Consider the following 23,744-nt stretch of genomic DNA (forward strand, 5'->3'; position numbering starts at 1 on the left):
ATAACGATTGTAACTGTTCAGAACCCCATTAGTTGAAAATGATATCAGGGGTTCTGAACAGTTACAATTTTCTTGTTTTAGCATTAGTAGCAACACTGTGGCTATATATATTGAAAGCGAAAAAGCACATGGGTAGCGTCAAAGGACGCATGGCGAATAACAATCCGACAATAGGTATCATGGGTATAGCGGATATGTTCTTGATAGGCTTCCTGTTCAGTCATGGACACTCACCCTTTCTTCGATTATGGAAAAGGACGGCAGCACTTTTTTGCTGTCGCCCCTTAATTCCCCGCCAGCAAGGACGGACGGGGCTGTCAAAGGTAGGCAAAGCCCATTTACTTGCCTTTGACTGGCTCGGCTGGGTTTACTGCTCTTTTTATAAATCCATTTTTTCAATCCTACGAATACCAATGTGGGTAAATAAAATTCCCATACAAATAGTATAAAGGGAAAAAATCATTGTGGAGAATGTGAACTGTAGGGTATTTGAGGAAACTGCAACAATATAGTGTAATGGTGATAGATACTTTATCCCGTCCATATAAGACATCAAATTCATTATGATATAGAGAATCATATAGGTGCCTACACATACAAGTGTCTTTAGCTTTGTTGCTATTAACATCACAAGATAAATTGTTATCAGCCAAAACATACAATTACAAATAATTTGAGCAATTTCCATACCTGCATTACTATCATATAATATACCACTTGCAACTTTTGGGTTATGAATAAGTACAGCATAATAAAAGATAATACTCGTTAAAACAAGTAAAATATCTATAAATATTGAAAATAGCAATAATGACAATTCCTTACCCAAATAAATCAATTTTCGGACACCAACTCGGTTTATATATAATCGAATACTTTTATTCTCAATTTCTGATGCTAAACTTCTCCCGATAATTGCAGATAAAATAACATTGAAAATAAACATAGACTGACTCATTTGAAACATTGCATTTGCAAATCCTATGGCTGTTATATTGCCTGCACCTGTATATGTAATAACATCTGAATTAGCAGCTAAGCCTACAGAATATAAAATTGGCACAAGCAAAATTGTAAACATGAGCCACGAATCTTTTCTTTTGAATAGCTTTTTTAATTCTATCTTAGTGATGGTTGTAAGAGTGTTCATTTTTATTCCTCCATTCCAAACAGGCTTTTGAGATTATTTTTTTGGACAGAGAAGCCACATATATAATGTCCTTTTTGTAGTAATATCTTTTGGATATCTATAATAAGCGTTTCGTCCTGAAACATAATCTTATCCTCAACGAAATGCAAATCGCTGCATTTTTCTAAAAGCAACTGCTTTATATCATCAGAAATCATGCGTTCTATCTTTACAGTATAAGTTTGCTTATGCTCAAGTGGCTGGTCTAACTGCTTGTTGCCTTTTGAAATCATAACCAATCTGTCACAAATTTGATCTACATCATCTAAATCATGGCTTGAAAACAATACGGGTACATTCTGTTTATGCGCTATATCCATAATAGTCTGTTTGAAAATCTCCTTACCGATTGGATCAAGACCGACAAAGGGCTCATCTAAAATAATGAAACCGACTTCTGTAAGTAAACATTGGCAAAGACCGAGCCGTTGTTTCATACCAAAAGAAAATTCTTTGACTTTCTTCTTACGGCTGCTATAAAGTTCTGTCTTTTCCAACAGTCCCTCTATTCGTGTGTCCTGCTTCCGATTAACCAGTTGTGAAAGCAATCGCAGATTTTCCTCCGCCGAAATATAATCTAAAAATTGTGGCTCAATCAAAATGCCAAATTCTCGTATTGTCAACGTTTTTTCAATGATGTTCTCCCCTTTATATTGTACCTGTCCAGCACTGGGTCTAATATATCCGCAAATAATATTCAATAGTGTTGTTTTTCCAGCTCCATTCTCTCCAATCAATGCAACGATTTCGCCCGGACAAATATCCATAGAAAAATCATTCAAAGCGATTTTATCTCCATATCTTTTCGTTACATTTTGCACTTGTAACAAACATTCTTTGCTCATACCACATATCCTTTCTTGAAATATAGCTATCAATATACAAAGCTAAAAATCAAAACAATCACAACCATCAGAAGAATAACGGCAATGCTACCTCCGATGATAATTCCCCATTTAATGATTTTTTTTGCATTTTCCACATCACTGTATATGGAATTTAGCCGTTCACTATTTAAGTTTTTTTCCCGTACTTCCTGCACATCAATGTCCTTAACAAGTTCATCTAATGTCAAGCCGAAGAAATCACTCAACAATACCAGCCGTTGAAAATCGGGATAAGACTGGCAGCTTTCCCATTTTGAAATTGTTTGCCTTGACACATTCAATTTTGCCCCCGTTCTTCTTGTGACAGCCCTTTGGATTTTCTCAAAGAAATCAGTTTTTCATTAAAATTCATACTCTAAAGCTCCTTTGTTTTTTATCGTGTCTTGATTATAACAAAATCATAGACTGTCATTCTACCAATAATGGTTGGAAACCTGTCAACCACAAATAACATTCGCTCAAAAACTACACTAATGCAACAAAATTTCAGAATAGAGGGCTACTGTCTGTAAATATGTGTATTACTTTATCGCACATGAGCATTGGCGCCAGGGTTGTCGTTGCCGTAACCTTCCAACAGGTTGATGACACCCCAGATACCAAGACCAGCACCCAGAGCAATAACGAGAGTCTGAAGTACGGTAATTGCCTGTTCAAAAAATGCCATAAATAATATTAGCCGGAATCATTTGAATGATTAGTTAGGTTTGTTTCATAAGCGCACAAAAGCCGGAACAATCTGCCCTCGATATATGAGAGCCTGATTCCGGCTGCCCTCCTTTTCATTATTTTGTTGATGATTGCCCGCTTTGTACACCAATGGCCTCAACAGAGGCAGTTGCGGCAAATAGATACGATCACTCCTTTCTCAGCGGAACCATATTACACGCCCTCCGTGTCTACTTCATATACATCGCAGACCTCATCAGGCTTTAGTTTTAGTCTGGCAGACAAAAATGCTTCAATATCAAAGGTATTTCGCTTGTCTGCATCAGCTGTGTATTTGAAATTAGGGTGTCTGGTAATGTCATACTTGTCTGAAAGAAACGGACGCACACCGCGCAACTGCAAGATGCACTTGCCGCCATCCATAACTGCCAGCTCGTCCTAGCTCATCAGCTCTTTTCCCAATTTCTGATAGTTAAGCGAGTGGGAGGTCTCCCGTCCCCGGCTCTCTCCGGTGTTGTAAGTGTCTATGGTCTCCTTTCCCAGAACAGCCGCCAACTCTTTCAACGTTGTTGGTTCTTTGCCACCCAGGAAGATGGAAGTATCCATATTGCCGATGATGGTATCGGTATTATCTTTGTAAATTGCCTTGAGCTGGCTCTGTGCCTACAACACCAGACAGGCAGAGATTTCACGGCTTCGGATGGTGGCCACCAGCTTTTCCAGCTTCGGAATCTGCCCGATGTTGGCACACTCATCAATCAGACAGCGCACATGAACCGGAAGCCTGCCACCATACACATCGTCGGCCATTTCACAAAGCAGGTTGAATAACTGGGTGTAGCACATGGAAATGAGAAAGTTAAAACTGTCATCCGTATCACTCATAATGAGGAACAGAGCCGTTTTTTCTGTCTCCCAGCGTATCCAGTTCCAACTCATCGCAGGATGTAACCTCGCGCAGCTCCGCAATATCAAATACGGCCAGACGCGCACCGCAGGAAATCAAAATCGATTTAGCGGTTTTGCCAGTAACAAAATGTCAATAATTTTTTAATCGCTTTTTTCCAAAAAAGGCAAAAAAATAGAACGTATAGATCATTTCCATACGCTCTATCTCACATTTCATATTAAATTTTTTGAATTCTACAAACTGGAATTAAGATTTCATATATTCAAAGGGATTTAATAACTGTTATATTTTATTATCAAATATCTCTCAAGCCCTTGAAAACACTACGTTTATCGCAGGTGAGCTTTTCCTTATTATTTCCCTTGTGTTATATCGTCCCGTCAGTGTTTACGAACTCTCATAAGGGCAAATACAAGGGCACAAGATGTCCGGTGGACATCTGCTCTGTGCCGACCGAAGCGGCAGCGGAGACCAAGAAAAATCTATAAAACAGTATAACACAAAATGAAAACGACATGGTGAACTGATTGAAATGCTTCTGATGTTTATACTTCTGCTGGTTATACGCTTCGCATTGACTGTTAGGAAGCTGAGAAGGACTTAAAAACCACTCCCGGATCGGATTGTTCACATTAAACGCACTTGCCATTGATGAGCCATTAGAATATGCCCAGTTATATCTTGACGGTTTCTCTTTCCATCTGACCGCCCCATACAGTGAAGAACGCCGAGAGGCGGCGTGGGAGTATGCCAGAGAACGCGATGCTGCCGACAGGCTGAAATGACGTGGATTTGTTCATAAGTTTGTGTTATACTTCTTTAATAACTGGGCAACAAACAGAAAATGGAGGAATCTATGAAACATAACAACATTATAATCATGTCTGCATTAGCACTTGTGATTAGTTTAACCGGGTGCGGAAATACAAATAAGCTTTCCGAATATGACATGACCGGAATTAGCTTTATAGAATATACTGACATAGATGCAGTATGCGAAGATGAAGAACTGATAACTGCTGGAAGCAATTTGCTATCTGACCAAGAGGACAATTTGCTCCTCTCCTATGTAGTAGATAGCGCTATTGAACTTTCTGCCGAGCTGGGAGATTATGACCATTTGGTGTTTACAAATCCCAAATGGATTGAAAACTTTGGCGATTCTGGCAAATTAAAACCCATAGAATATAGCAGCTTATCAAAAAGTATGCAAGAGTTTTTAGACAATCAAATGCCGATATTGACAAACGACGGAAGTGTATTGCCAGAAGGAACAGGGTTATACGAATACAAAGGTGGCGGTCTGCTTGCATTTCCTGTAAATGTAACTCTTGGATCAGCGAAGCCGATAGAAGCAAAAAATCCTCTGGTTATGCTAATAGACAATCCGGCAGAAATACTGAAAGCTGATTCTTGTATGTTGCCCTTGACCTCAAGTGGAAATGTGTTGTTTTTGGATAGCGATAATTTACAACAAGCTTTTGAAAATAGTGAGCTTAAAGATTACGGAGATATTCAAAAGTTTAATGAAAAATAACATTTTACAATTACATAACCAATCCGGGAGGACAGTCGAGAAAATCGACTGTCCTTTTTCTATGCCTATGAGCAGAAAGGAGCGACCACCCATGACAAAGCCAAGAGAGAAAACCCGCGAGGAGCTGCAAGCCGAGATTGAGGGGGGAAAAGAAGAAAATCCGGCAGTTTGAAAATCGGGAAAAGATGTTGCGTCAGAAGCTATTCAAAGAGGAACGCAGAACGCGCAGCCACCGCCTTATCGTCCGGGGCGCAGTCTTTGAAAGTATTGTGCCAGAAGCAAAGGGCATGACCAACGAGGAATCTGCCACCTTTCTCCGGCTTGCATTAACGAGGCAAACAGTGCTTATTCCTTACGCTTTCTGTATATTTTCTCTCTAATAAAAATTCTCAATTCAAAGAACAGCATAAATAGAGTAGCAACCAAAAATCCAATCATCAATATTTTATGGCAGATTACAAAATAAACAATATATGCTACGATAGCCACCAAGTATACAATCATCAAAATGTGCCACTTTTTAGCTGAACTATCCGTAATTATTTTCTTTTTTACGGCAACATCATCCTTAATCAACTCGTCCAAACTCAATCCAAATTCATCGCTAATCGCTATTAGATTAGCAATATCGGGAATACCTTTATTAGTTTCCCATTTTGTAATTGCTTGTCTTGATACATTTAGTCTTTCAGCAAGCTGCTCCTGTGAAAAACCTGCCTGCTTTCTGCATTCTTTGATTTTTTCTCCTAAATTCATTTTTGAGTCCTCCTTATTATTTGGTAAACTCATTATAACGATTTTCGAGTTTTTAACAAGAAACCGCCATTTACAATGCCTGCTACAATACGTAGCAGACATTGTGTACAATTACTTTACAAATGAACAAATGCGATTTTTACTTTGTCACTATGACTTTTCCTTCCGAATCCAGAAGAGGTGTAATACTGGCTCCAAATCCGGAGTTCCAACAAAGGTAATTAACCCCAGTCTTCTTATCTACAAGGATTTGACGAATTCCTTCATCTTTAAGCCAACTTCCGTCTCTAAATGTAACTTCAAATCTTTCTTCTTTCTTTGCCATGTTTATTTCTCCTTTTTTCAAGCGTTAAATTTCGATTGAACAAAATCGCTGCGCGATGGCCTGCCAAGGCTGTGGCGCAGTTTTATTTTTATTAAAAAAGCAGTGGAATTACTTTCCATAATCCGTTATTGTTAAGTTACCACACGAAACAACTGAACTAAGAAAGCTCCACTACCTATGATAAGAATAACATTTTCCAGTCTCTTCCGCAATCGGAATTATGACGCTAAAGATATATGCAAGTGTTCTTCCTGTGGTGGTAAGATTATTCCTCTGCCTACAGAACAACATTTTATAAAACCAAAACCACATATGCTCTGTTAACGTATCATAACTGTATATTTTTTTAGCTTCCTTAGGGAGGCTTATTTCTGGTGTCATAATACAGGACTGAATGATAAATTCTATGTGTTTCTATGTGTACACGCTATCCTATTATAAATAGAGTGTCAGAATTAAAAGTCCATATAGAGTTGACGCGCTTTGTTCAACCAGAAAAAATCGAAATTGATGCAAACGAAAGGGCAGTTAATGAAAAGTCTCCATACTGCTTTTTCGTTTGCACCACCTTCGATTCTTTCCTCAACGATTTGTATTTTCGTTTTTATTCCTTTTTGTGAAATTCTTTCAAATTTAATTCACGTTTCAATTCTTCCTCTGACGGCAGATAGGTGAAATATTTCGATGCAAATATCTGGTGATTATCGTCAGGAAGCGTATATTTTACAATAGAATCTCCCTTATCTGCACAAAGTACGATCCCAATAGACTGCGTGTCTCCTTCATATACATGTGTGTCAGGCTGAATCTGCAGAAATTCCATAACATAAGGATCTTTCACTATTTTCTCATATTCTGGTTTTGGCTCTGTTGTTTGAATTTCATTTGCAACCGCTATCATCATATCACACTATCAGACATATTTCCATTTCAATTTACTCAGTCAAGTCACTTCGCTCAGCTACATTTCCTGTCGGCTTGCTTCTGTAACCAGCATCCGGTTAATCTTTTCCTGCATGGTTTCCTTTGCCTCTTCGTTGAAATAATAACGGACAATATATACTGTCTGCCCGATCTTCTTTGTAAATGTGTTTCTTTCTGCTTTTGTATTCATCATTTTCTCCATAATCATCTATTTCCTTTCTTTCCTGTGCCCGACAGAGAGAGGATTGTCTTTGTCCCTGCCGGAAGTTTATCGGTACGCTGACAACGTAAGTGTCAACATGGGGTTTGAAACTTTTTACTGGTCGTTTTTTTATTTTCCAAAATACTATTGAAAAGTTTTTTGAATGTTCTTGTTGACACCTGTTAAAAAGTAGCTGAAATACCAGTAAACACAGGGGATTTAGGTGTCAACAAAATTGTCAACAAGCGATAAATTTCCGGGTAATCAGCAGCTTTCCGGTATCATAATCAGCCTTTCTCTTTGTCGGGCAAGTCAAATGGCAGTTCCAACTGTTCTGCCTTCGTCAGTTTCGTAAATCCATCTTTGTCCGGTTCGTTGCCACCCTCTTCTGTTCCTTCCCTGACCCAGCTTCTCTGTCTACCATATCCTTCCTTTGAAAATCTGTGAACTCCTGCCCTCTTCCAGCCGGTGATCTGCGTATCCATAATGGAGCAGATCTCATTTGTCTCGAATTTTTTCGGCTCCCGGTCAAAATGGTCAAAGGCTCCTTTCCAGATCTGGACGGAACATACATGAGTCCCTTTATAGGCATCCAGCCAACCCTGAATCATTCCTGCCATCGTATCTTCCTGTATGAACTGTTTTCGGTATTCACTGATTTCCTGTTCCATTTCTTTTGAGAACTTCAACAGACTGTTCTTATTCTCCGTTGACCAGTAGATTTCCATTGCTTCTGCCCATAGCTGATCAAAATAGGCTCTGGCTTCTTTTTCATCATCAAGGATATGCTTCTCTGCCCTACTGCTATCAATGGCAATCGGCAGGAATCGTCTTGCCCCGGTACGGTCAAAGGGAATGAACTGCCTTGTGTTCGTTGACCCGGCAAAAACACACTGACGCTTCCTGTCTTCCTCATATTTATCATAGGGATTCCGGTAAGTGTCTTTCTGTCTGGTCAGAAATGATTTTATTTCTTCATTACTCTACAAACCACGCCCAATCATCATTGGTTTTCCATTGACTTTTTGGTTTATCGTCCTCTCTATCGACAAAACGGACATAATGATTGATGATAGAAAAAGCGGTGCGTTCAGCGTCCCGATAGGTCAGTAAATCTACAACCGCATAATAGGCTCGTTCATTCTTCATGCGTATTTCAAAACGGTTCTTAATCTCCATATCTTCAATTTCTGTGCCATTCTTGACATACTGCTCATAATTTTTCTGTACCGCTGTAATCTTTCTGCATACGGAAGTAGGAGATACATTCGCCAGCCTTGTATTTTTCCTTTAACTTTGGAATATCCAATATTCCTGCTTTATCATTGATAGCCAAATCAAGCCGTTTCATCACACCACCAGCCGTCATACAATCCAGTATGAAGTCATACCATGAGCGTTCCTGTGCCAGCAGATAACATTCCATTTGCCGACAGCCTTTGCCTTTCAGTTCCAATAAAACACCTAAATGTTCCTGCATGGAACACATGATATTGATGTTGCCAAGTACATATTTGCTTTCATATCCGTATTTTCCATAATCTTCATAAAGCATATAATCGGCTTTCAGTTGTAATACATCACGGATAATCGTCAATGCGTCCGTAGTAGGAAAGCGGACACGAAAATAATCAATCAACAGGAACAACGGTTCTTGTTGATTGAAACGCTCAATCTGTTTTTCTATGACTTCTCTTAATTCATCATTCAATGGCTGTTTTCCTTTTTCAATGCGGTTGTAATATTCACGGCTGATACCACAGGCAACAGCAAGCCTTGTTTGTGTTACTCCGTATTCCTCACGCTTTTGTCTTAGTTCTTCAATAAAGTTTTTATCATTCATTTTTAAATTCCTCCAATTAAAAAAGGCAACTACCCTGTATTGATAATTGCCTACATTTCTGTTAAAAAAAGATAATCAATTTCTTATTTGAAATCAACTGTCTTTCTTATGTCTTATTTAATTTTTCATAGTGATAATGGCATAATTTATATCACGCCATATAAAATGCGGTTTTGCCTTATAAATACAGCGTTTTCCGCTTGTTAGTGTATATTGTCTCTTGTTTTTTGTGCCCCCCTTGTTAGATAACGGGAACTTTGAACGGCTCGCAGGCTCGCCCAACCGACGAAGTGAACCAGCCCCTCGCCAGCAAGCTGGCGTGCCGAAAAGTCTGAAGACTTCCGCCACCGTGTCCGGTTCACTCCATCGGTATAAAAATTGCTTATGATAACACACAACAGCCTGTTATCTCTTTATCTTTCCATGTTTTTAAAGAAACACCTTATTTATGCTCTAAGGCTTTCTTTTTCTTAAATACCGCTAGAATTGCGATACCTAATGCACTGATGACTAATAAAGAAGTGAATAGACCTACATTTGTCTGATCGCCTGTTTTTGGATTGCCTGTATTGTTTATTTTATCTCCACCGTTATTCGGCTTTTTCTCTTTATCCGTATTTGGTGTTGATATTTTTCTCTCTTTGACTGTGACTTTAATCGTCTTAATATAGGATGCTCCTTGGCTGTCTGTTGCCTTGTAGGTTACTTCATATACCCCAGCTTTGGTTGTATCCACCTCATTCTTCACAACTTCGAGATTTGCTGTGATGTCACCGTCTTCCTTATCGCTTGCTGTTACATCTGCTTTTGGGTCAAAGGTATCACCGACTGTAATTGTTTTATCGGTCGCTGTGATAATTGGCGCTTCGTTCAGTGTTTCCATCTTCGGATTCACTGTAACCTGAATTGTTGTTGTATAGGATGCTCCTTGGCTGTCTGTTACCTTGTAGGTTACTTCATATACCCCAGCTTTGGTTGTATCCACCTCATTCTTCACAACTTCGAGATTTGCTGTGATGTCGCCGTCTTCCTTATCGCTTGCTGTTACATCTGCTTTTGGGTCAAAGGTATCACCGACTGTAATTGTTTTATCGGTCGCTGTGATAATTGGCGCTTCGTTCAGTGTTTCCATCTTCGGATTCACTGTAACCTGAATTGTTGTTGTATAGGATGCTCCTTGGCTGTCTGTTACCTTGTAGGTTACTTCATATACCCCAGCTTTGGTTGTATCCACCTCATTCTTCACAACTTCGAGATTTGCTGTGATATCGCCGTCTTCCTTATCGCTTGCTGTTACATCTGCTTTTGGGTCAAAGGTATCACCGACAGTCAGTACTTTATCCGTTGCCGTGATGGTTGGTGCTATGTTTAAGTCAATCAGGTTCATATCCCAAGTTGCATTATAGACGACTGTTTTTGTTACTGTATCTTCAATTTGAGGTGACCATCCTTTAAAAGTATATCCATCTCTTACCGGTATTTCTCCGAAATCCGGTGTTTTAGAACCTGTTACGATGTTCTCAAACACTTTGTCTTTGAATACTTCTTCATTGTCGACCCCATCAGTATAAGTGACGGTATAACGTGTCTTTGTTCCCTGTGCTGCAGGAATCGGGAATTTAACTTTTTCTCCACTTGGCATATTGATTTCGGTCTTGCCATTAAGCGGATACCAGTTTTCTTCCTTAAATTCAGCATTATCTACATCTAATTTGACAGTATACTTTAGCTGATAAGTATAATAAGTTTGGTTACCTTCCGTTGTTGTAGTTGCATTCGTCAACTTCCATGTAAAGCCATTCTCATCTTGCTGAATTGTTGTTGGCAAGTTGCTCACTGTAACAAATGGAGCAGAACCGTCAGTAACAGTTAGATTTTCACCAGTAATCCCGCTGACAACGCTTTCAGAAATAGCTTCGAAGACTTTCATTAAATCTTCAGTTTTTCCAGCGATAAATGCTGTATCTGAACTTTGTGCGATATTATCTGCCAGAAAATCAGAAACCAACGGACCGCCTTTATAGGTGGTTTGATTCTGTGCTCCATAACACACGGTATAAACCTTTGATTCATCCTTAAGAACTTTAGCATCTTTAGTTGTCAAATCAATAATATTTTGACTTCCACTGCTTCCAGAACCTTTTTCATCATAGATGACACCATCAATTACAACATGCGTATGTGTCCATGTAAATATTCCACCAGAGCATTTTTCAAGATAATAGGTTGGTGCTCCATCGGTTAATACAACTGTGTTTCTATTCTCCTTTTGAATTTCCTGAACCGTAGACTGCTTAAATAAAGAAGATGCCTGTTTTAATCCAGCTTGCAAATTAGTTCCTTCATTTGCCTTTAATGCTTGAATCGAATCGATAGCACTTTTCTTTCCTTGTTCCGTAGAAACATCTGTCCAATTTAGAACTACCTTAGTTCCAGTAGAAAATTGGACAACGGCTAAATAACGTCCCGTGTTTTCTTTCTTTCCTGCGTATGTCGTGATAAATTCAGCAGCCGAATTTTTTAAAGTTTTTAGGCGTGAATCATCGTTCATACTCTTTGATGTATCAAGCACAAGAACAGTTGCAGACTTTTTGGTGAATGATTCAACCTTTTGTTTAGTAACAACTTCCAAGGTAACCTCATAAGTGTTGTCAGCAACAGGCGTGGCAGTTTTATTAACAGAATGAATTCCTTCTGGTAGCGTCTGCTGTAATTTACCTTCAACCCATTGACCAGAACTGTCATAATAACCATTTTTCACTGCATCGTTTTCACTGGCAAGAGCGTCAGCGTTAACAGGTGCTAATGCGAAACACAAGATAAGTGCAAGTGCAAAACTTGTGAACCTCTTTAGATTCATTGTTCTTTCTCCTTTCTTAAATTTACAACAGACAATTAAAAAATTCTATTCCTCCTTTCCTGCTTTTATATCATTATCAAAAAGTACACTTTTTGATAATCATGAGTCAGGGAATACCATCAACCTTAGCAAGAGATTATGGTTAGAAAAACGGCTAAAAATACCACGAGTATTGAAAAAATAGGCATTATCGCTTATAATGGAAGTGATACAATAGACTGTTAAAAAGTGTACCTTTTAAGAGTTCAGCACAAATTATTTTTGTTTTAATAAGCGATATTCCCTTAATTTCCTGTAAAATGTGGCTTCACTCATTTTGCATACTTCCAAGACTTCCGATAGAGGAAGCCTTTTCTTTTCCCATTCATGGACAAGTTCCCCAAAGTTCTCTGGAAGCGCGATTTCTGGTCTGCCGAATTTTATTCCTTTTGCCTTTGCCACCGCAATACCCTGTGCCTGTCTTTTTCTGATATTTTCACGCTCATTCTGTGCCACGAACGATAGTATCTGTAATACGAGGTCGGCAATGAATGTTCCCATTAAATCTTTTCCATTCCTTGTATCTAACAAGGGCATATCTATAACGCATATATCAATCCCTTTTTCTTTCGTCAGTATTCTCCATTGCTCCTGTATTTCAAGATAGTTCCTGCCTAGTCGGTCAATGCTTAAAATATAAAGCAAATCGCCTTGTTTTAGCTTTCTTACAAGCTTTTTATATTGCGGACGTTCAAAACTTTTTCCAGACTGCTTGTCTATGTAGATATTTTTTGAAAGTACATTTCTTTTTGATAGTTCGACAATCTGTCGTTCCTCATTTTGGTCTATGCTGGAAACCCGTACATATCCATAAACCTGTGCCATTTTTTATCAATCCTCCTTCCTATGGATATAGATAAATATCATAAACAAAAAAGCACCTTACTGTAAAAGTAAAATGCTTGGTAATTTCTGCCATCAAGAAGATACGCCTTATCACACAGCTTGTAAAGAGTACTGACGCATTGCGTTGCAACAGGTTCTTGACAAGCTATGAGCTAAGACGTTGATAACGAACAAGCAGAGATGAAATAGTGTGCTGTTTCGCAGCATAAAAAAAGAGATACCAACACACCTATGCAGTATCTCTTAGCTTAGTAGCAATATTCTTTTGTTTGCAAGCAGGCAAACACAGGTTATTTCTTAATATCCTTTTGTTTGGGAAACTCCACATTCCCATCTGGAAACAGACTGCCTTGTTACGTATAATTGCTCTGCAAGAGATTGTTGAGTCATTCCCTTACCTTCTCTTGCTCTTCTTAGTTGTTCGCCAAATTCGACCATATCCAATCTGCTCCTTTCATTTTGATTTTATCATCTGCAGATGTGATTATAGTATCACCTAAATCCAAAACAACATCAAGTACCACCTTAAATTATGGTGTCACCATTATGGTGCGTTGCTTCAATATCACTCAGCTCCCTTAATTCTCTCAACAACAGTTCCATTCTTTTCCAAAACAATCCAAGTAATCAACACGATCCCGATTCCCAGTTGCGGCATATTGTCCTGTGCTTTTTCAATCTCATCTGCATCTTCAATTTTGGATTCCCAGGAAAAGTCTTTTGCATTGTCATTTTCTTCTAATAACGCCAGGATTTCTTGTTCTGTATCTCTATCATATTCTTTGTGATATTTTATGCTGGTCTTAAGTGTAATTGGATGATTGGCAAATGTTTTCACCACCTGATCACTGGCTATAATCGTCGGTGGGTATCCAAGGAGTGCCGTATAATAATTCTCGTCCGTAACTCCTTCTATGGTAAAGGTTTTTGTCATTTGTTGATCTTCATACAAAGCACATGTCACATTTTCCCTATGATATCAGCATCTGCGAGATCCAAACCATTTCGATAAACAATACATGCTTTTCCCGAAAGGAAGTCCCCTTTATTGATCGGATGCTCAAGACTGTTATTTAAATAATCAAATTCCTGTTCATCAATTCCAATCAGAGAGGATCCAAAATTCTCAGGATGATTCTGATACTCGTCCTTTTCCTTACCATATGGAATGCTCATCCACTTTGCATAAAATTCTTTCATCCACATCTCAGCAAAATCCGGTTCCCATGGAACTGTAATCTCGGCAAATATCATAGAATGTACTTCAGAGACTCCAGCATTTTCTTTGATCGACTTCACGAGAGATTCATCCAGAACGTCTCTTCTGTCTTCTGATTTTTCTTTGCATGCCGTATCATTTTGAATGACCATATCCGTATCCATATAATTTGACACTATGATTCTTGCTGCCTGACTGTCCAGCATGGTCACAATACAAAGGTACACAGACAGACTGGCTGCCAAAGACAACAGTACCACCGCAGTTCTTTTCTTATCCTTTGTAAACTGCTCCATAGAAAGTCTTGCTATTACTTTCCCCTTTCCTGCTTTTCTTTCTTTTACGGTTTTATGGGTTGGACGATAACCAAGCGTTTCTATTGGAGAGATATCTGCTGCCATATGTCGATGTTGTAAAGTATAAGGATCGTAAAATGTATATGTACTCTTCTGATATATCCACTTGTTTCTAAAATAATTTGCAAATGCGATTTCAAGATTTTTATTCTAAAATTTCTATAATTGCATGTTCAACTTGATGCTCTTTTATTTTGTCAATGATTATATGCATATTTTCTATTTCCAATTCTATTTTTGTATCCCCATCCTTTGGTACCATACCAAATTTTTGAAATACAAATCCAGTAAATGTGTCACAATCTTCTGCTGTAAATGTAACACCTATAGCGTCTTCAATATCACTTAATCGTATATTGCCTTTCACTTCCCACTTGTTATCACTTATTCTTATAATAACAGTTTCTTCTTCCGACGATATTGGTTCAATATCGTTTAAATCGCCAACAATTTCTTCTAATAAATCAAAAAGAGTCACTATTCCAACCACTCCACCATACTCATCTAATACAATCGCCATAGATTGCTTCGATTGTTTCATATTTTTAAAAAGCACATCTGCTTTTGTAGTTTCCATAACAAAGTATGGTGCAGAAATTACAGAATCTATAACCATATCCTTACTTTTTTCTTTTAATCTAAAATAGTCTTTTGCATTTAAAATACCAATAACATGATCTATCGAATCTCCACAGACGGGATAAAGGGTATGTCGTGTATTGTGGATTGTTTCATCCCACTCCTTCACATCATCAGACAGCCATAATATTGTCACATCTGTTCGACGTGTAGCAATCGTACCAGCCATAATATCATTAAATTCAAAAACATTTTGAATAAATTCTTTTTCTTGATGATCTATTGTTCCTTTTTCACTTCCCGAATCAACAAGCATACGTATTTCTTCTTCACCCACTTGATCTTCCGCTTCATTTGGATCAATACCACAAATTTTCAAGACAATATTTGTTGATAGTGAAAGAAATGAAACGATTGGCTTAAATAAGATAGAGATTCCCGTAACCAATCCTGAAATCCCCATTGCCAGTTCTTCAGATTTTTTCATTGCGATTCTCTTTGGAACTAATTCGCCAAAAACCAACGTGAAATATGATAAAATCAATGTAATCAATATAACAGCTATGGTATCTAAAGTAGAACGTGGAATATTCACTCCCATTCCAATAACCCAATCAACTAAAGGTTCTGAGAAATTATCTGCTGCAAAAGCACTTCCTAAAAATCCCGACAACGTGATTGCAACCTGAATTGTCGCAAGAAATCGTGCCGGCTCTTGTGTTAATCGTACTAATCTCTTTGCCCGACCATTACCTTGTTCTGCCATTCGTTCTAGCTTTGTTTCATTCATTGATAAAACAGCAATCTCTGCACTCGCAAAAATCGCGTTTAATATAATTAAAATAATCTGCACTACTAAAAGAATAAAAATTGATGTACTCATAAATAAAACCTTTCCACAATAAAATTATCTAAATATCACACTTACTTAAAAGCAACAAAAGACATGGTCTATGTTCCGAATACATAGTCCATGCCTTGCGATATATAAATAAAAATTCTATTGAATTGGTTCGCTTCAGAATCATTATCACTTTCGTCCATGTTAAATATTCCTCCTTAATTAATATTGTTGCAGAGTATAACAAAAAGCCCTAACATAGTCAATCTGAAAATAGTAAAAGTTATATTAATTTTTATATCTAATTTTGGATTATTCGCATAACCACTATACTTTCAAGCATTTTGGAGTATAGAAAACCATTCATTTTACCACTAATTTACCACGATTGAATGAGCCTTGATATGACTATAAAATAACACCCAAAAGACATCATTACACCTAAATGGTGTCTTTTTAAAAAGCAGTCAATCATAAGACTAACTGCTTTGTATGTAGGGATATGAAATTGTAAACTAGATTGTCTGTTATAGATTTATAGTCATAATATATTCTTCGCTGTTTTCATCAACAACAAGAAAACCTGCTTTCTTATACATTTTTACTGCATAATTATTTTTCTGAACAGATAAGGAAATTTTTGAATAACCAAAAGATTTTTCCACTAACAATAATTGTTGCAATAATGAAGTCCCAATCCCTTGTCCTCTATACTTTTGAAAAACAGACATAGCAAGGGACGGTGTATCATTGTCAATGTGTCCGTAATCGTTCATTATTCGTACCCAAATAGCACCTATGACATTTCCTTGAACTTCCGCAACTAAAGCCCTATCATCTTTTCGCTTTCCAAATTCAAAAACATATTCTTGTAATTCTGGACAGTTAATTATTGATTTAGGTGGTGGCTCAACACCGTCTGGAATATAAATTGCTTCATACAAAAAGTCATTGAGTAAATCATATTCTGCTTTTTTAATTTCCCTTATGATATAATCCATAACTTGACTCCTAATCTATTTTATCTTTTTTCATACCCCGATTATACCATTCACATATAAGCGCTACAACAAAATTTTATGCTTCAATAATCTTGTTAAAAAGTTCTAAGAGTATATCATTTCATCACTCCAATCTATAATTTTGGTAAGAAAAAAGCAGTCAATCCTAAGACTAACTGCTTTGTGTGTATGGATATGAAATTGTCAAGTTAAAAACTGTTTATTTTTTCTTTTTAGGTTTTTGCGTTGGTAGTTCATCATACATCACATTAAATAACCCCGTCAGAAAATCTTTATTATCAATTTCTTCCACCAATAACATTTCTTTGGCATTTTCGTATGGAATTTCATAAGTAACTGTTGGCATATAAGAAATTGCAGACTTTGTTGGTTTTACCAGTAACCTATCATCATATATACCGCCAATGATTTTTCCACGATAATAGATAATAAATTCTCCCATCATTGCACGATATGTTATTTCTTGTAATTCTGATAATTGTTCTAAAACAAATTGTAAATAATCTTTACTTGAAGCCATTTCCAACCCTCCAATCTTGAATTTTATTATTCCAATGCTTTCTTTAAGTCCAGAACAAATTGCTTTTGTTGTTTTTTTAAATAGGTTTTTACAAAAGGTTTCATAAACCACTTTTTAGGTATCACATTTTCTGTAAAGTCTATTTGTGTTTCATTCCCTTTGTCTATAAAAACACCAATCCAATGACCTTTCATGTTGCTATTCTCCATATCAAATTCCCAGCGTTTGTATGGTTCTACAACGGTGACGGTAAATGTAGTAGCATATCCATTTTTTGTGTATTCAATAAATTGTTTGTCATTTATTATTTCTGTTTTGCTCAAATCACTTCGCCATGAGTTATATTTATCAACAGCTAAAACAATGTTCCAAACTTTTTGAAAATCATTACTAATAATTGTATTTATATTTGAAATTGCCACTTTTTCATTTCCCCTTTTCAAACTGAGATTTATTGAATCACCTCTACAATTTGTTTTAGCGAATCATAATCAACAAAATCTACTTTTGTGTTATAGGTTTCTATCAGTTCCTTATCTTCTTGCGTAAGGCTTTCAATTGGCTTGTTTTTAAGAGAATGATATAACATTTTCATCATAGTCTTGTGCTTGAAATTCAATTTACTGTAGTCTATACCACCTCTTAAGTGAAAGATTAAAGAGTTTTTATAAATATCTTTTTCAAGTTGTTTTTCAAGGGAGGCTTTAATGTTATTAGTATTTTCTTTATTATTTACATCTGCAAGCCCTACAGTAACCAGAATCGTTTTGATATTGCTATTTTTCAATAGTCTAAATGTGTTTTTTAATCCTTTTACACCACCTGCATACAACCCCCCAAAATAAATTATCTGCTCGTAATCCTTTATATCCTTTATGTTTTCATAACTTATGCAAGGAATTTCTGTTATCTCTGAAAGTTTTGTAGCGTATGCTTTTGCTGTTCCATATTGACTACCATATATAATTAAACTTTTCATAATTCTTTATACCTCTACAACTTCCAATTTGTCGCTTTCTTCATACTCATATTATAACAGTTCCATATATCCACCACAATAAAAATCAGCATACCCTTTAAATATTTTCTGCATTGAAAATGCACACTTTTCCTTTCTTCCTCTTGATTACCAATCACAGAAAAGAAAAAGCCCTGTCAAGAGCCTTGCCACCATTGGTGGTGCTTTGCACTCTTTACTGGGCTTTTTGTTTGCTGTATCTTCCATGCAAGAGGAAAATTAAAGACCTCTGTTCCATTTCTCTTTCAGATAATCTTCATAGTCCGTTTCATCAAAATCTAACTGTGGCGAAGTGTCGGGAATGTTATTTCTGCTGTCTATGTCCGCAAGTTGACGGAATATCCAGTCATCATAAGGGTCATGGTATTTATACTCTTTGGGCTGTTCTCTGTATCGGTCTAACCCTCGCATTTCCTTATGTACTTTCATCATGCGTTCTATTTTTTGACGTTGTATCAACTGCTTGATTTCCATAAGTTCTTCTAACTCCGTAACCTCATTGGTAATGTAGTTATGGATATACTGTATGAGTTTGGTTTCCATGTAAAATCTGCATTCTTTTTCATCATTGAAAAATTCATTTTCAGACAGATAATCTAAAGAAACATTGAAGTCCTGTTCCCGTTTGATAATATCCATGATATATGGCTCGGTGTGGTCGATATACTTCCATTCTCCCGACAATAATTCATTGGGCGTTACACCCAGCACGTCCATTATCTTTTCCAGCGTATCAAAGGTAGGATAATTCACACCTCGTTCAATCTTGGAAAGGCTCTGCATATTGATACCGATTTTATCCGCAAGTTCCTGCTGTTTCATTCCTCTATGTTTTCTTATGGTCTGTATGTTCTCTCCTAAGAAACTGATTTTCTTTATATAACCCTCCATAACTTAGTATAACCGCTCCTTTCGTTGCTTTTTTTGGTGTTTATAAGCATATCATACTTAATATGTATCTAAAAGTCAACAAAAACTTCTTGACAAGTAATTCTAATGGCGTTATTATCGTATCAGATAGAGTGATTAAGCACGCTAGGGTCAATCACACGCTTGAGTAAGCATAGAAAAGATATATTTTCACTTTGATAGCATGAATAAACATGGACTATCAGACCGAAAATAAGGTTTCTGACTGGGGCTGTTCCGTTTAGCCACGAGCCTTACAAGGCTCGTGAGCGTTAAGAACGGAGCAGACACAGGAAGAAAGGGAACGCCTTTCGGCGTTCGTAAAGGGCGTATATGTAACACCGCCCTGCGTATACATGTCATAGTACCTAGAAACTGTGATAAATAAAGGAAAAAACACGATTTTTACCCCGCAAAAAAACGGGGCATACGAAAGGAGCAATGCACTATAACTACACACAAAAATTTATCCGTTAAGATTGATTACATCAGCATTGTATTTGAAACGGCAACCGCTGAAGATGTAATCATGCACATTTTAGATTTACCGACTGACATTTTCAATGTTTATCCAGCAATGATAAAATTCAAGACTTATCAAGCACGCTGGCAGATTGGAGATATTTATGTATCGGGGGACGCAAGAAAGACAGAGGATAACCCACAGGGGCTAGGCTGTTATCTTGTTATGACTGGCAGAGGTTGTGATGATATTTTCCGTATTCTCGACAGTAGGAATTATACCTTTGGGGATATGTTTCGACGCTGTGAGCGAAGATACGGACTGGATAACTTTCATTTCACAAGACTTGATATTGCCATTGATGATAAGAACGAAAAGCCATTCTTTACCATAGAGCAGATAAAGAAGAAATGCGAAAAAGAGGAATTTATTTCTAATAGTGAGGGCTACCACTTTGACGAAAGCAAGTTTGATGATTTCGACACCGCAAAGACTGTTTATATCGGTGCTGGTAAATCGGGATTATCCTACCGCTTTTATGATAAGGATAAGGAAGTCTGTTCAAAACATAATAAGACACTTGATGAAGTCGGCAGTTGGAAACGGACAGAAATGCAACTGCGTGATGATAAGGCTCATGTTTTTGCCATGACATTCAAAGACAGACCGCTGGAACTTGGGGAACTGGCTTTCGGGCTATTAGCAAACAACCTACGCTTTGTCGTGCCAAACAGAAATGAAAGTAATAAGAGCAGATGGAAAACGTGTCGGTTTTGGGAACGATTTTTAGGGGCTGTGGAAGTCTTGAAACTGCAAGTACCGAAACTACATAATTCCCTTGAGGAAACACAGCAATGGCTCACAGAGGGTGGCGTGATTTCTGCTGTCAAAAGTTTTTATTTCTTAGAAGAACATGATGCATTAGGTGGACTGGAAAAAGTGGGAACTATGCTTGACAGGGCAAGATACAGCAGTTCCCTTTCCAGTAAATTAACCGCCCACTTACAGAGGATAGACCGTACCGACCTTATCCCCTATATCCAGTATGACACGAAACAAGGGAAAGGGGGTATCTGATGAATAACAACGATATTCCCGTATGGGAAAAATATACCCTTACCATTGAAGAAGCGTCAAAATATTTCCGCATTGGAGAAAATAAGTTAAGACGCTTGGCAGAGGAAAACAAGGACGCTGGCTGGCTCATTATGAATGGCAACCGCATACAGATTAAACGCCGACAGTTTGAACAGGTCATTGATAAATTGGACGCTATCTAGTGCAAATGAGCCTTGTATGTGTTATGATGAACACAAGTCATATCAAGGCTCTTTCCAACAAAGAAAGGAGCAGACACCATGAAAGAAAAAAGACGGGATAACAAAGGTCGTATCCTGCATACTGGAGAGAGCCAACGAACAGACGGAAAATACTTATATAAATATGTGGACGCATTTGGAAACACAAAATATGTGTATGCTTGGAGATTGACACCCACAGACCCGACACCAAAGGGAAAACGGGAAAAACCCTCACTTCGAGAACTGGAACAGCAGATAAGACGGGATATTGAGGACGGTATCGACAGCACAGGCAAGAAAATGACGCTTTGCCAACTTTACGCCAAACAGAACGCACAGAGGGCAAATGTGAAGAAAAGCACACAGAAACAACGGGAACAACTCATGCGGTTATTAAAAGAGGATAAGTTAGGTGCTAGGAGCATTGATACGATAAAACCCTCTGACGCTAAGGAATGGGCGTTACGCATGAAAGAAAAAGGCTTTTCCTATAACACCATTAACAACCATAAACGCTCGTTAAAAGCGTCATTCTATATCGCTATACAAGACGATTGCGTAAGGAAGAACCCTTTTGATTTCAAGTTAAATGAAGTCCTAGAAAATGATACCAAAGAGAAAGTCGCATTGACAGAGGAACAGGAACAAGCCTTATTGTCATTTATTAAGATGGACAATGTGTATCACAAGCATTATGATGATGTGCTGATACTGTTAAAAACAGGACTTCGCATCTCGGAACTGTGCGGACTGACAGTAGCCGATATTGATTTCAAGAATGAAGTTGTGATTATCAACCATCAGTTATTAAAGAGCAAGGAACAGGGCTATTATATTGAAACGCCTAAAACAAAGAGCGGAATAAGGCAAGTACCATTAAGCAGAGAAACAATACAGGCATTTCAACGGGTTATGAAAAAACGCCCAGAGGCAGAACCATTTGTGATAGACGGACGGAGCAATTTTCTGTTTGTCAATCATAAAGGCAAACCCAAAGTTGCGATTGATTACAATGCCTTATTTATCCGTATGGTAAAGAAATACAACAAGCACCACAAGGACAATCCCTTGCCACATATCACACCGCATACGCTACGCCATACATTCTGCACAAGGCTGGCAAGCAAGAACATGAACCCAAAAGATTTACAGTATATCATGGGACATTCAAACATCAGTATCACAATGAACTGGTACGCTCATGCGTCCATAGATACCGCAAAATCAGAGGTTCAGCGTCTAATCGCATAAGAAGTATTTACCACGATTTTAACCACGATTGATAGCGAAAATATAAGAAGATAGACCTAGATATGTGAGGTTTACCACAAAAGCAAAATGCCCGTAGAGCCTATAAAATAANCAGAGGTTCAGCGTCTAATCGCATAAGAAGTATTTACCACGATTTTAACCACGATTGATAGCGAAAATATAAGAAGATAGACCTAGATATGTGAGGTTTACCACAAAAGCAAAATGCCCGTAGAGCCGATAAAATAAGGCTTTGCGGACATTTAAGAAGATATAAAAAGATAGTCAAAAAGACATATATAATTTCTCCTAAATTTATGTAAAACATAAAATTCGATTATTTTTAAATTCTACATATAATCTTTTATCCATTTTCCACATCCTCCTTTACAATCTGACTAAGTTCTTGATCTAAAGCTGTAGCAATTTTATATGCCACCTGCGGTGTACAGCTCTTTCCTGATATAATGCAGGAAATCGTCTGCCTTGACACTCCACTTAACTCAGCCAATTTCTTAATTGTTAATCCTTTTTCTCCCATCAAAATCTGCATTTTAAATACGTTTATCTTCATTTTATTTCTCCTTTCTTTTTTAATATGCACTTATAATTCGCATTTTTCTATGATATGATAAGCGTGAGGTGAATAATGATGAGTAATGAGAAGTTACATAACAATCAAATCGGACTTAGAATCCGTACTGCTCGAAAAGAAAAAGGTATCAACCAAACAGAGCTTGCAAATTTGTTAGGGAAATCGCTTCGCACAATCCAAAAATATGAAAGTGGAGAAATCGAAGTTTCCATTGCTATGCTCAATGAAATCGCAAAAGTTTTAGACTGCGAATCCACATATCTTATAGGATATGATACTGAGAGAAAACCTTTAGAAAATCTTTCTGATATTGTGAATTTCTTATTTCAGTTAGATAAGATAAAGGAACTTGGCTTCAATATCGAAGTCAAACGACCACCACATTATGATGGATGGGAATGTGCTATTACTTTTAATGGCAAAGATGTTTCTACGGAGTTAAATCAGGATCTCTGTCTATTCTTGGAAGAATTTGAGGATAAACGAAATGAAGTCAAGGACTATCAGACAAGTCTCGAATCTTATCAGAAGTGGCAGGATAAAACACTTGCTTATTACGCAAATGCAAAACTGACCGAAAAAGAAACGGAAGAAATCTCAAATGAAGAACGAATCCAAAGATTTCAAAAAATTATGAACAAGCGGTACGGTAAGAAAGAGTCCTAATTTTTAAGGAGGATTTT

General features: G+C 37.4%; 27 protein-coding genes and 3 pseudogenes. 7 read left to right on the plus strand and 23 right to left on the minus strand.

The features are described 5' to 3' along the window. Window positions 1-379 precede the first annotated feature (379 nt). From C7E02_RS10750 to C7E02_RS10770, 5 genes and pseudogenes are all read right to left on the minus strand, one after another. Entirely contained in the window at window positions 380-1,150 is a 771-nt protein-coding gene (locus C7E02_RS10750; RefSeq protein WP_005341246.1) for an ABC transporter permease, read from the minus strand. Window positions 1,151-1,152: 2 nt separating this feature from the next. Continuing rightward, complete coding sequence (locus tag C7E02_RS10755) at window positions 1,153-2,034, minus strand: ABC transporter ATP-binding protein (RefSeq protein WP_105309533.1); 882 nt, start codon at window positions 2,032-2,034, stop codon at window positions 1,153-1,155. Between the two features lie 29 nt (window positions 2,035-2,063). Further along, a complete protein-coding gene (locus C7E02_RS10760) occupies window positions 2,064-2,351 on the minus strand; it encodes a helix-turn-helix transcriptional regulator (RefSeq protein ID WP_330406770.1) in 288 nt (95 codons plus the stop codon). 251 nt (window positions 2,352-2,602) lie between these two features. Next, window positions 2,603-2,743: a Maff2 family mobile element protein gene (locus C7E02_RS10765; protein WP_007037419.1), complete on the minus strand. Its 141-nt coding sequence runs from the start codon at window positions 2,741-2,743 to the stop codon at window positions 2,603-2,605. A 215-nt stretch (window positions 2,744-2,958) separates the two neighbouring features. Next, window positions 2,959-3,772, minus strand: a pseudogene (locus tag C7E02_RS10770) (VirD4-like conjugal transfer protein, CD1115 family); the annotation flags it as partial. A gap of 414 nt (window positions 3,773-4,186) precedes the next feature. Here C7E02_RS10770 and C7E02_RS19775 point away from each other — a divergent pair. From C7E02_RS19775 to C7E02_RS10785, 3 genes and pseudogenes are all read left to right on the plus strand, one after another. After that, a pseudogene (locus C7E02_RS19775) lies at window positions 4,187-4,440 on the plus strand (DUF6061 family protein); the annotation flags it as partial. Between the two features lie 71 nt (window positions 4,441-4,511). Then, window positions 4,512-5,192, plus strand: a complete 681-nt coding sequence (locus C7E02_RS10780; protein ID WP_105309534.1) for a DUF6619 domain-containing protein — start codon at window positions 4,512-4,514, stop codon at window positions 5,190-5,192. Window positions 5,193-5,377: 185 nt separating this feature from the next. Further along, window positions 5,378-5,572 (plus strand): DUF3847 domain-containing protein, encoded by a 195-nt coding sequence (locus C7E02_RS10785; protein ID WP_330406803.1) that lies wholly within the window; start codon window positions 5,378-5,380, stop codon window positions 5,570-5,572. On the opposite strand, the gene C7E02_RS10790 is transcribed toward C7E02_RS10785, so the two are convergent. The 17 genes and pseudogenes from C7E02_RS10790 to C7E02_RS10870 all read right to left on the minus strand — a co-directional run bounded on the left by C7E02_RS10790 (window position 5,538) and on the right by C7E02_RS10870 (window position 19,433). Beyond that, on the minus strand, window positions 5,538-5,948 hold the full coding sequence (locus C7E02_RS10790) for a helix-turn-helix domain-containing protein (RefSeq protein WP_105309536.1): 411 nt from the start codon (window positions 5,946-5,948) through the stop codon (window positions 5,538-5,540). The genes C7E02_RS10785 and C7E02_RS10790 overlap by 35 nt on opposite strands. 139 nt (window positions 5,949-6,087) lie before the next feature. Next, window positions 6,088-6,273 carry a DUF6440 family protein gene (locus C7E02_RS10795; RefSeq protein ID WP_005341211.1) on the minus strand — a complete coding sequence of 62 codons (186 nt, stop codon included), beginning with the start codon at window positions 6,271-6,273 and terminating at the stop codon, window positions 6,088-6,090. A 604-nt stretch (window positions 6,274-6,877) separates the two neighbouring features. Further along, the gene (locus tag C7E02_RS10800) at window positions 6,878-7,177 is read right to left on the minus strand and encodes a PDDEXK nuclease domain-containing protein (RefSeq protein WP_330406771.1); all 300 of its coding nucleotides are present in this window, start codon (window positions 7,175-7,177) and stop codon (window positions 6,878-6,880) included. 57 nt (window positions 7,178-7,234) lie between these two features. Beyond that, a complete protein-coding gene (locus C7E02_RS10805; protein ID WP_081472173.1) occupies window positions 7,235-7,399 on the minus strand; it encodes a transposon-encoded TnpW family protein in 165 nt (54 codons plus the stop codon). Window positions 7,400-7,686: 287 nt separating this feature from the next. Continuing rightward, on the minus strand, window positions 7,687-8,370 hold the full coding sequence (locus C7E02_RS10810) for a VapE domain-containing protein (RefSeq protein ID WP_105309537.1): 684 nt from the start codon (window positions 8,368-8,370) through the stop codon (window positions 7,687-7,689). A gap of 13 nt (window positions 8,371-8,383) precedes the next feature. Next, window positions 8,384-9,242 (minus strand): annotated as a pseudogene (locus C7E02_RS10815) (replication initiation factor domain-containing protein); the annotation flags it as partial. A gap of 442 nt (window positions 9,243-9,684) precedes the next feature. Then, on the minus strand, window positions 9,685-12,102 hold the full coding sequence (locus C7E02_RS10820; protein WP_105309538.1) for an immunoglobulin-like domain-containing protein: 2,418 nt from the start codon (window positions 12,100-12,102) through the stop codon (window positions 9,685-9,687). Window positions 12,103-12,357: 255 nt separating this feature from the next. Then, window positions 12,358-12,966, minus strand: coding sequence for a recombinase family protein (locus tag C7E02_RS10825; RefSeq protein ID WP_005341199.1), 609 nt, complete (start codon window positions 12,964-12,966; stop codon window positions 12,358-12,360). Between the two features lie 318 nt (window positions 12,967-13,284). Further along, window positions 13,285-13,425 (minus strand): helix-turn-helix transcriptional regulator, encoded by a 141-nt coding sequence (locus tag C7E02_RS10830; protein ID WP_005341198.1) that lies wholly within the window; start codon window positions 13,423-13,425, stop codon window positions 13,285-13,287. A 127-nt stretch (window positions 13,426-13,552) separates the two neighbouring features. Beyond that, window positions 13,553-13,921, minus strand: coding sequence for a hypothetical protein (locus C7E02_RS19780; protein ID WP_242978798.1), 369 nt, complete (start codon window positions 13,919-13,921; stop codon window positions 13,553-13,555). Window positions 13,922-13,947: 26 nt separating this feature from the next. Further along, window positions 13,948-14,607 (minus strand): hypothetical protein, encoded by a 660-nt coding sequence (locus tag C7E02_RS19785; RefSeq protein ID WP_242978800.1) that lies wholly within the window; start codon window positions 14,605-14,607, stop codon window positions 13,948-13,950. 100 nt (window positions 14,608-14,707) lie between these two features. Then, window positions 14,708-16,024 carry a hemolysin family protein gene (locus C7E02_RS10840; protein ID WP_105309539.1) on the minus strand — a complete coding sequence of 439 codons (1,317 nt, stop codon included), beginning with the start codon at window positions 16,022-16,024 and terminating at the stop codon, window positions 14,708-14,710. 485 nt (window positions 16,025-16,509) lie between these two features. Next, the gene (locus tag C7E02_RS10845) at window positions 16,510-16,983 is read right to left on the minus strand and encodes a GNAT family N-acetyltransferase (RefSeq protein WP_021422709.1); all 474 of its coding nucleotides are present in this window, start codon (window positions 16,981-16,983) and stop codon (window positions 16,510-16,512) included. 220 nt (window positions 16,984-17,203) lie between these two features. Next, window positions 17,204-17,524: a TfoX/Sxy family protein gene (locus tag C7E02_RS10850; protein WP_105309540.1), complete on the minus strand. Its 321-nt coding sequence runs from the start codon at window positions 17,522-17,524 to the stop codon at window positions 17,204-17,206. A 26-nt stretch (window positions 17,525-17,550) separates the two neighbouring features. Continuing rightward, window positions 17,551-17,946, minus strand: coding sequence for an SRPBCC family protein (locus C7E02_RS10855; protein WP_011068146.1), 396 nt, complete (start codon window positions 17,944-17,946; stop codon window positions 17,551-17,553). Window positions 17,947-17,975: 29 nt separating this feature from the next. Beyond that, entirely contained in the window at window positions 17,976-18,503 is a 528-nt protein-coding gene (locus C7E02_RS10860; protein WP_105309541.1) for a flavodoxin domain-containing protein, read from the minus strand. Between the two features lie 258 nt (window positions 18,504-18,761). Continuing rightward, window positions 18,762-19,433, minus strand: coding sequence for a helix-turn-helix domain-containing protein (locus C7E02_RS10870; protein WP_105309542.1), 672 nt, complete (start codon window positions 19,431-19,433; stop codon window positions 18,762-18,764). 496 nt (window positions 19,434-19,929) lie between these two features. On the opposite strand from C7E02_RS10870, the gene C7E02_RS10875 reads away from it, so the two are divergent. The 3 genes from C7E02_RS10875 (at window position 19,930) to C7E02_RS10885 (ending at window position 22,466) form a co-directional block, all read left to right on the plus strand. Next, window positions 19,930-20,991 carry a replication initiation factor domain-containing protein gene (locus C7E02_RS10875; RefSeq protein WP_278336559.1) on the plus strand — a complete coding sequence of 354 codons (1,062 nt, stop codon included), beginning with the start codon at window positions 19,930-19,932 and terminating at the stop codon, window positions 20,989-20,991. Then, window positions 20,991-21,194 (plus strand): excisionase, encoded by a 204-nt coding sequence (locus tag C7E02_RS10880; protein ID WP_002607397.1) that lies wholly within the window; start codon window positions 20,991-20,993, stop codon window positions 21,192-21,194. Before C7E02_RS10875 ends, C7E02_RS10880 begins: the two co-directional genes overlap by 1 nt. A 78-nt stretch (window positions 21,195-21,272) precedes the next feature. Beyond that, window positions 21,273-22,466 (plus strand): tyrosine-type recombinase/integrase, encoded by a 1,194-nt coding sequence (locus C7E02_RS10885; RefSeq protein ID WP_105309543.1) that lies wholly within the window; start codon window positions 21,273-21,275, stop codon window positions 22,464-22,466. A gap of 364 nt (window positions 22,467-22,830) precedes the next feature. Here C7E02_RS10885 and C7E02_RS10895 read toward each other — a convergent pair whose 3' ends face one another. Beyond that, window positions 22,831-23,040: a helix-turn-helix transcriptional regulator gene (locus tag C7E02_RS10895; protein ID WP_105309544.1), complete on the minus strand. Its 210-nt coding sequence runs from the start codon at window positions 23,038-23,040 to the stop codon at window positions 22,831-22,833. 75 nt (window positions 23,041-23,115) lie between these two features. On the opposite strand from C7E02_RS10895, the gene C7E02_RS10900 reads away from it, so the two are divergent. Next, window positions 23,116-23,727: a helix-turn-helix domain-containing protein gene (locus tag C7E02_RS10900; protein WP_105309545.1), complete on the plus strand. Its 612-nt coding sequence runs from the start codon at window positions 23,116-23,118 to the stop codon at window positions 23,725-23,727. Window positions 23,728-23,744: the final 17 nt, after the last annotated feature.

Source organism: Dorea sp. Marseille-P4042, assembly GCF_900290215.1.
GTDB classification, from domain to species: domain Bacteria; phylum Bacillota; class Clostridia; order Lachnospirales; family Lachnospiraceae; genus Dorea; species Dorea formicigenerans.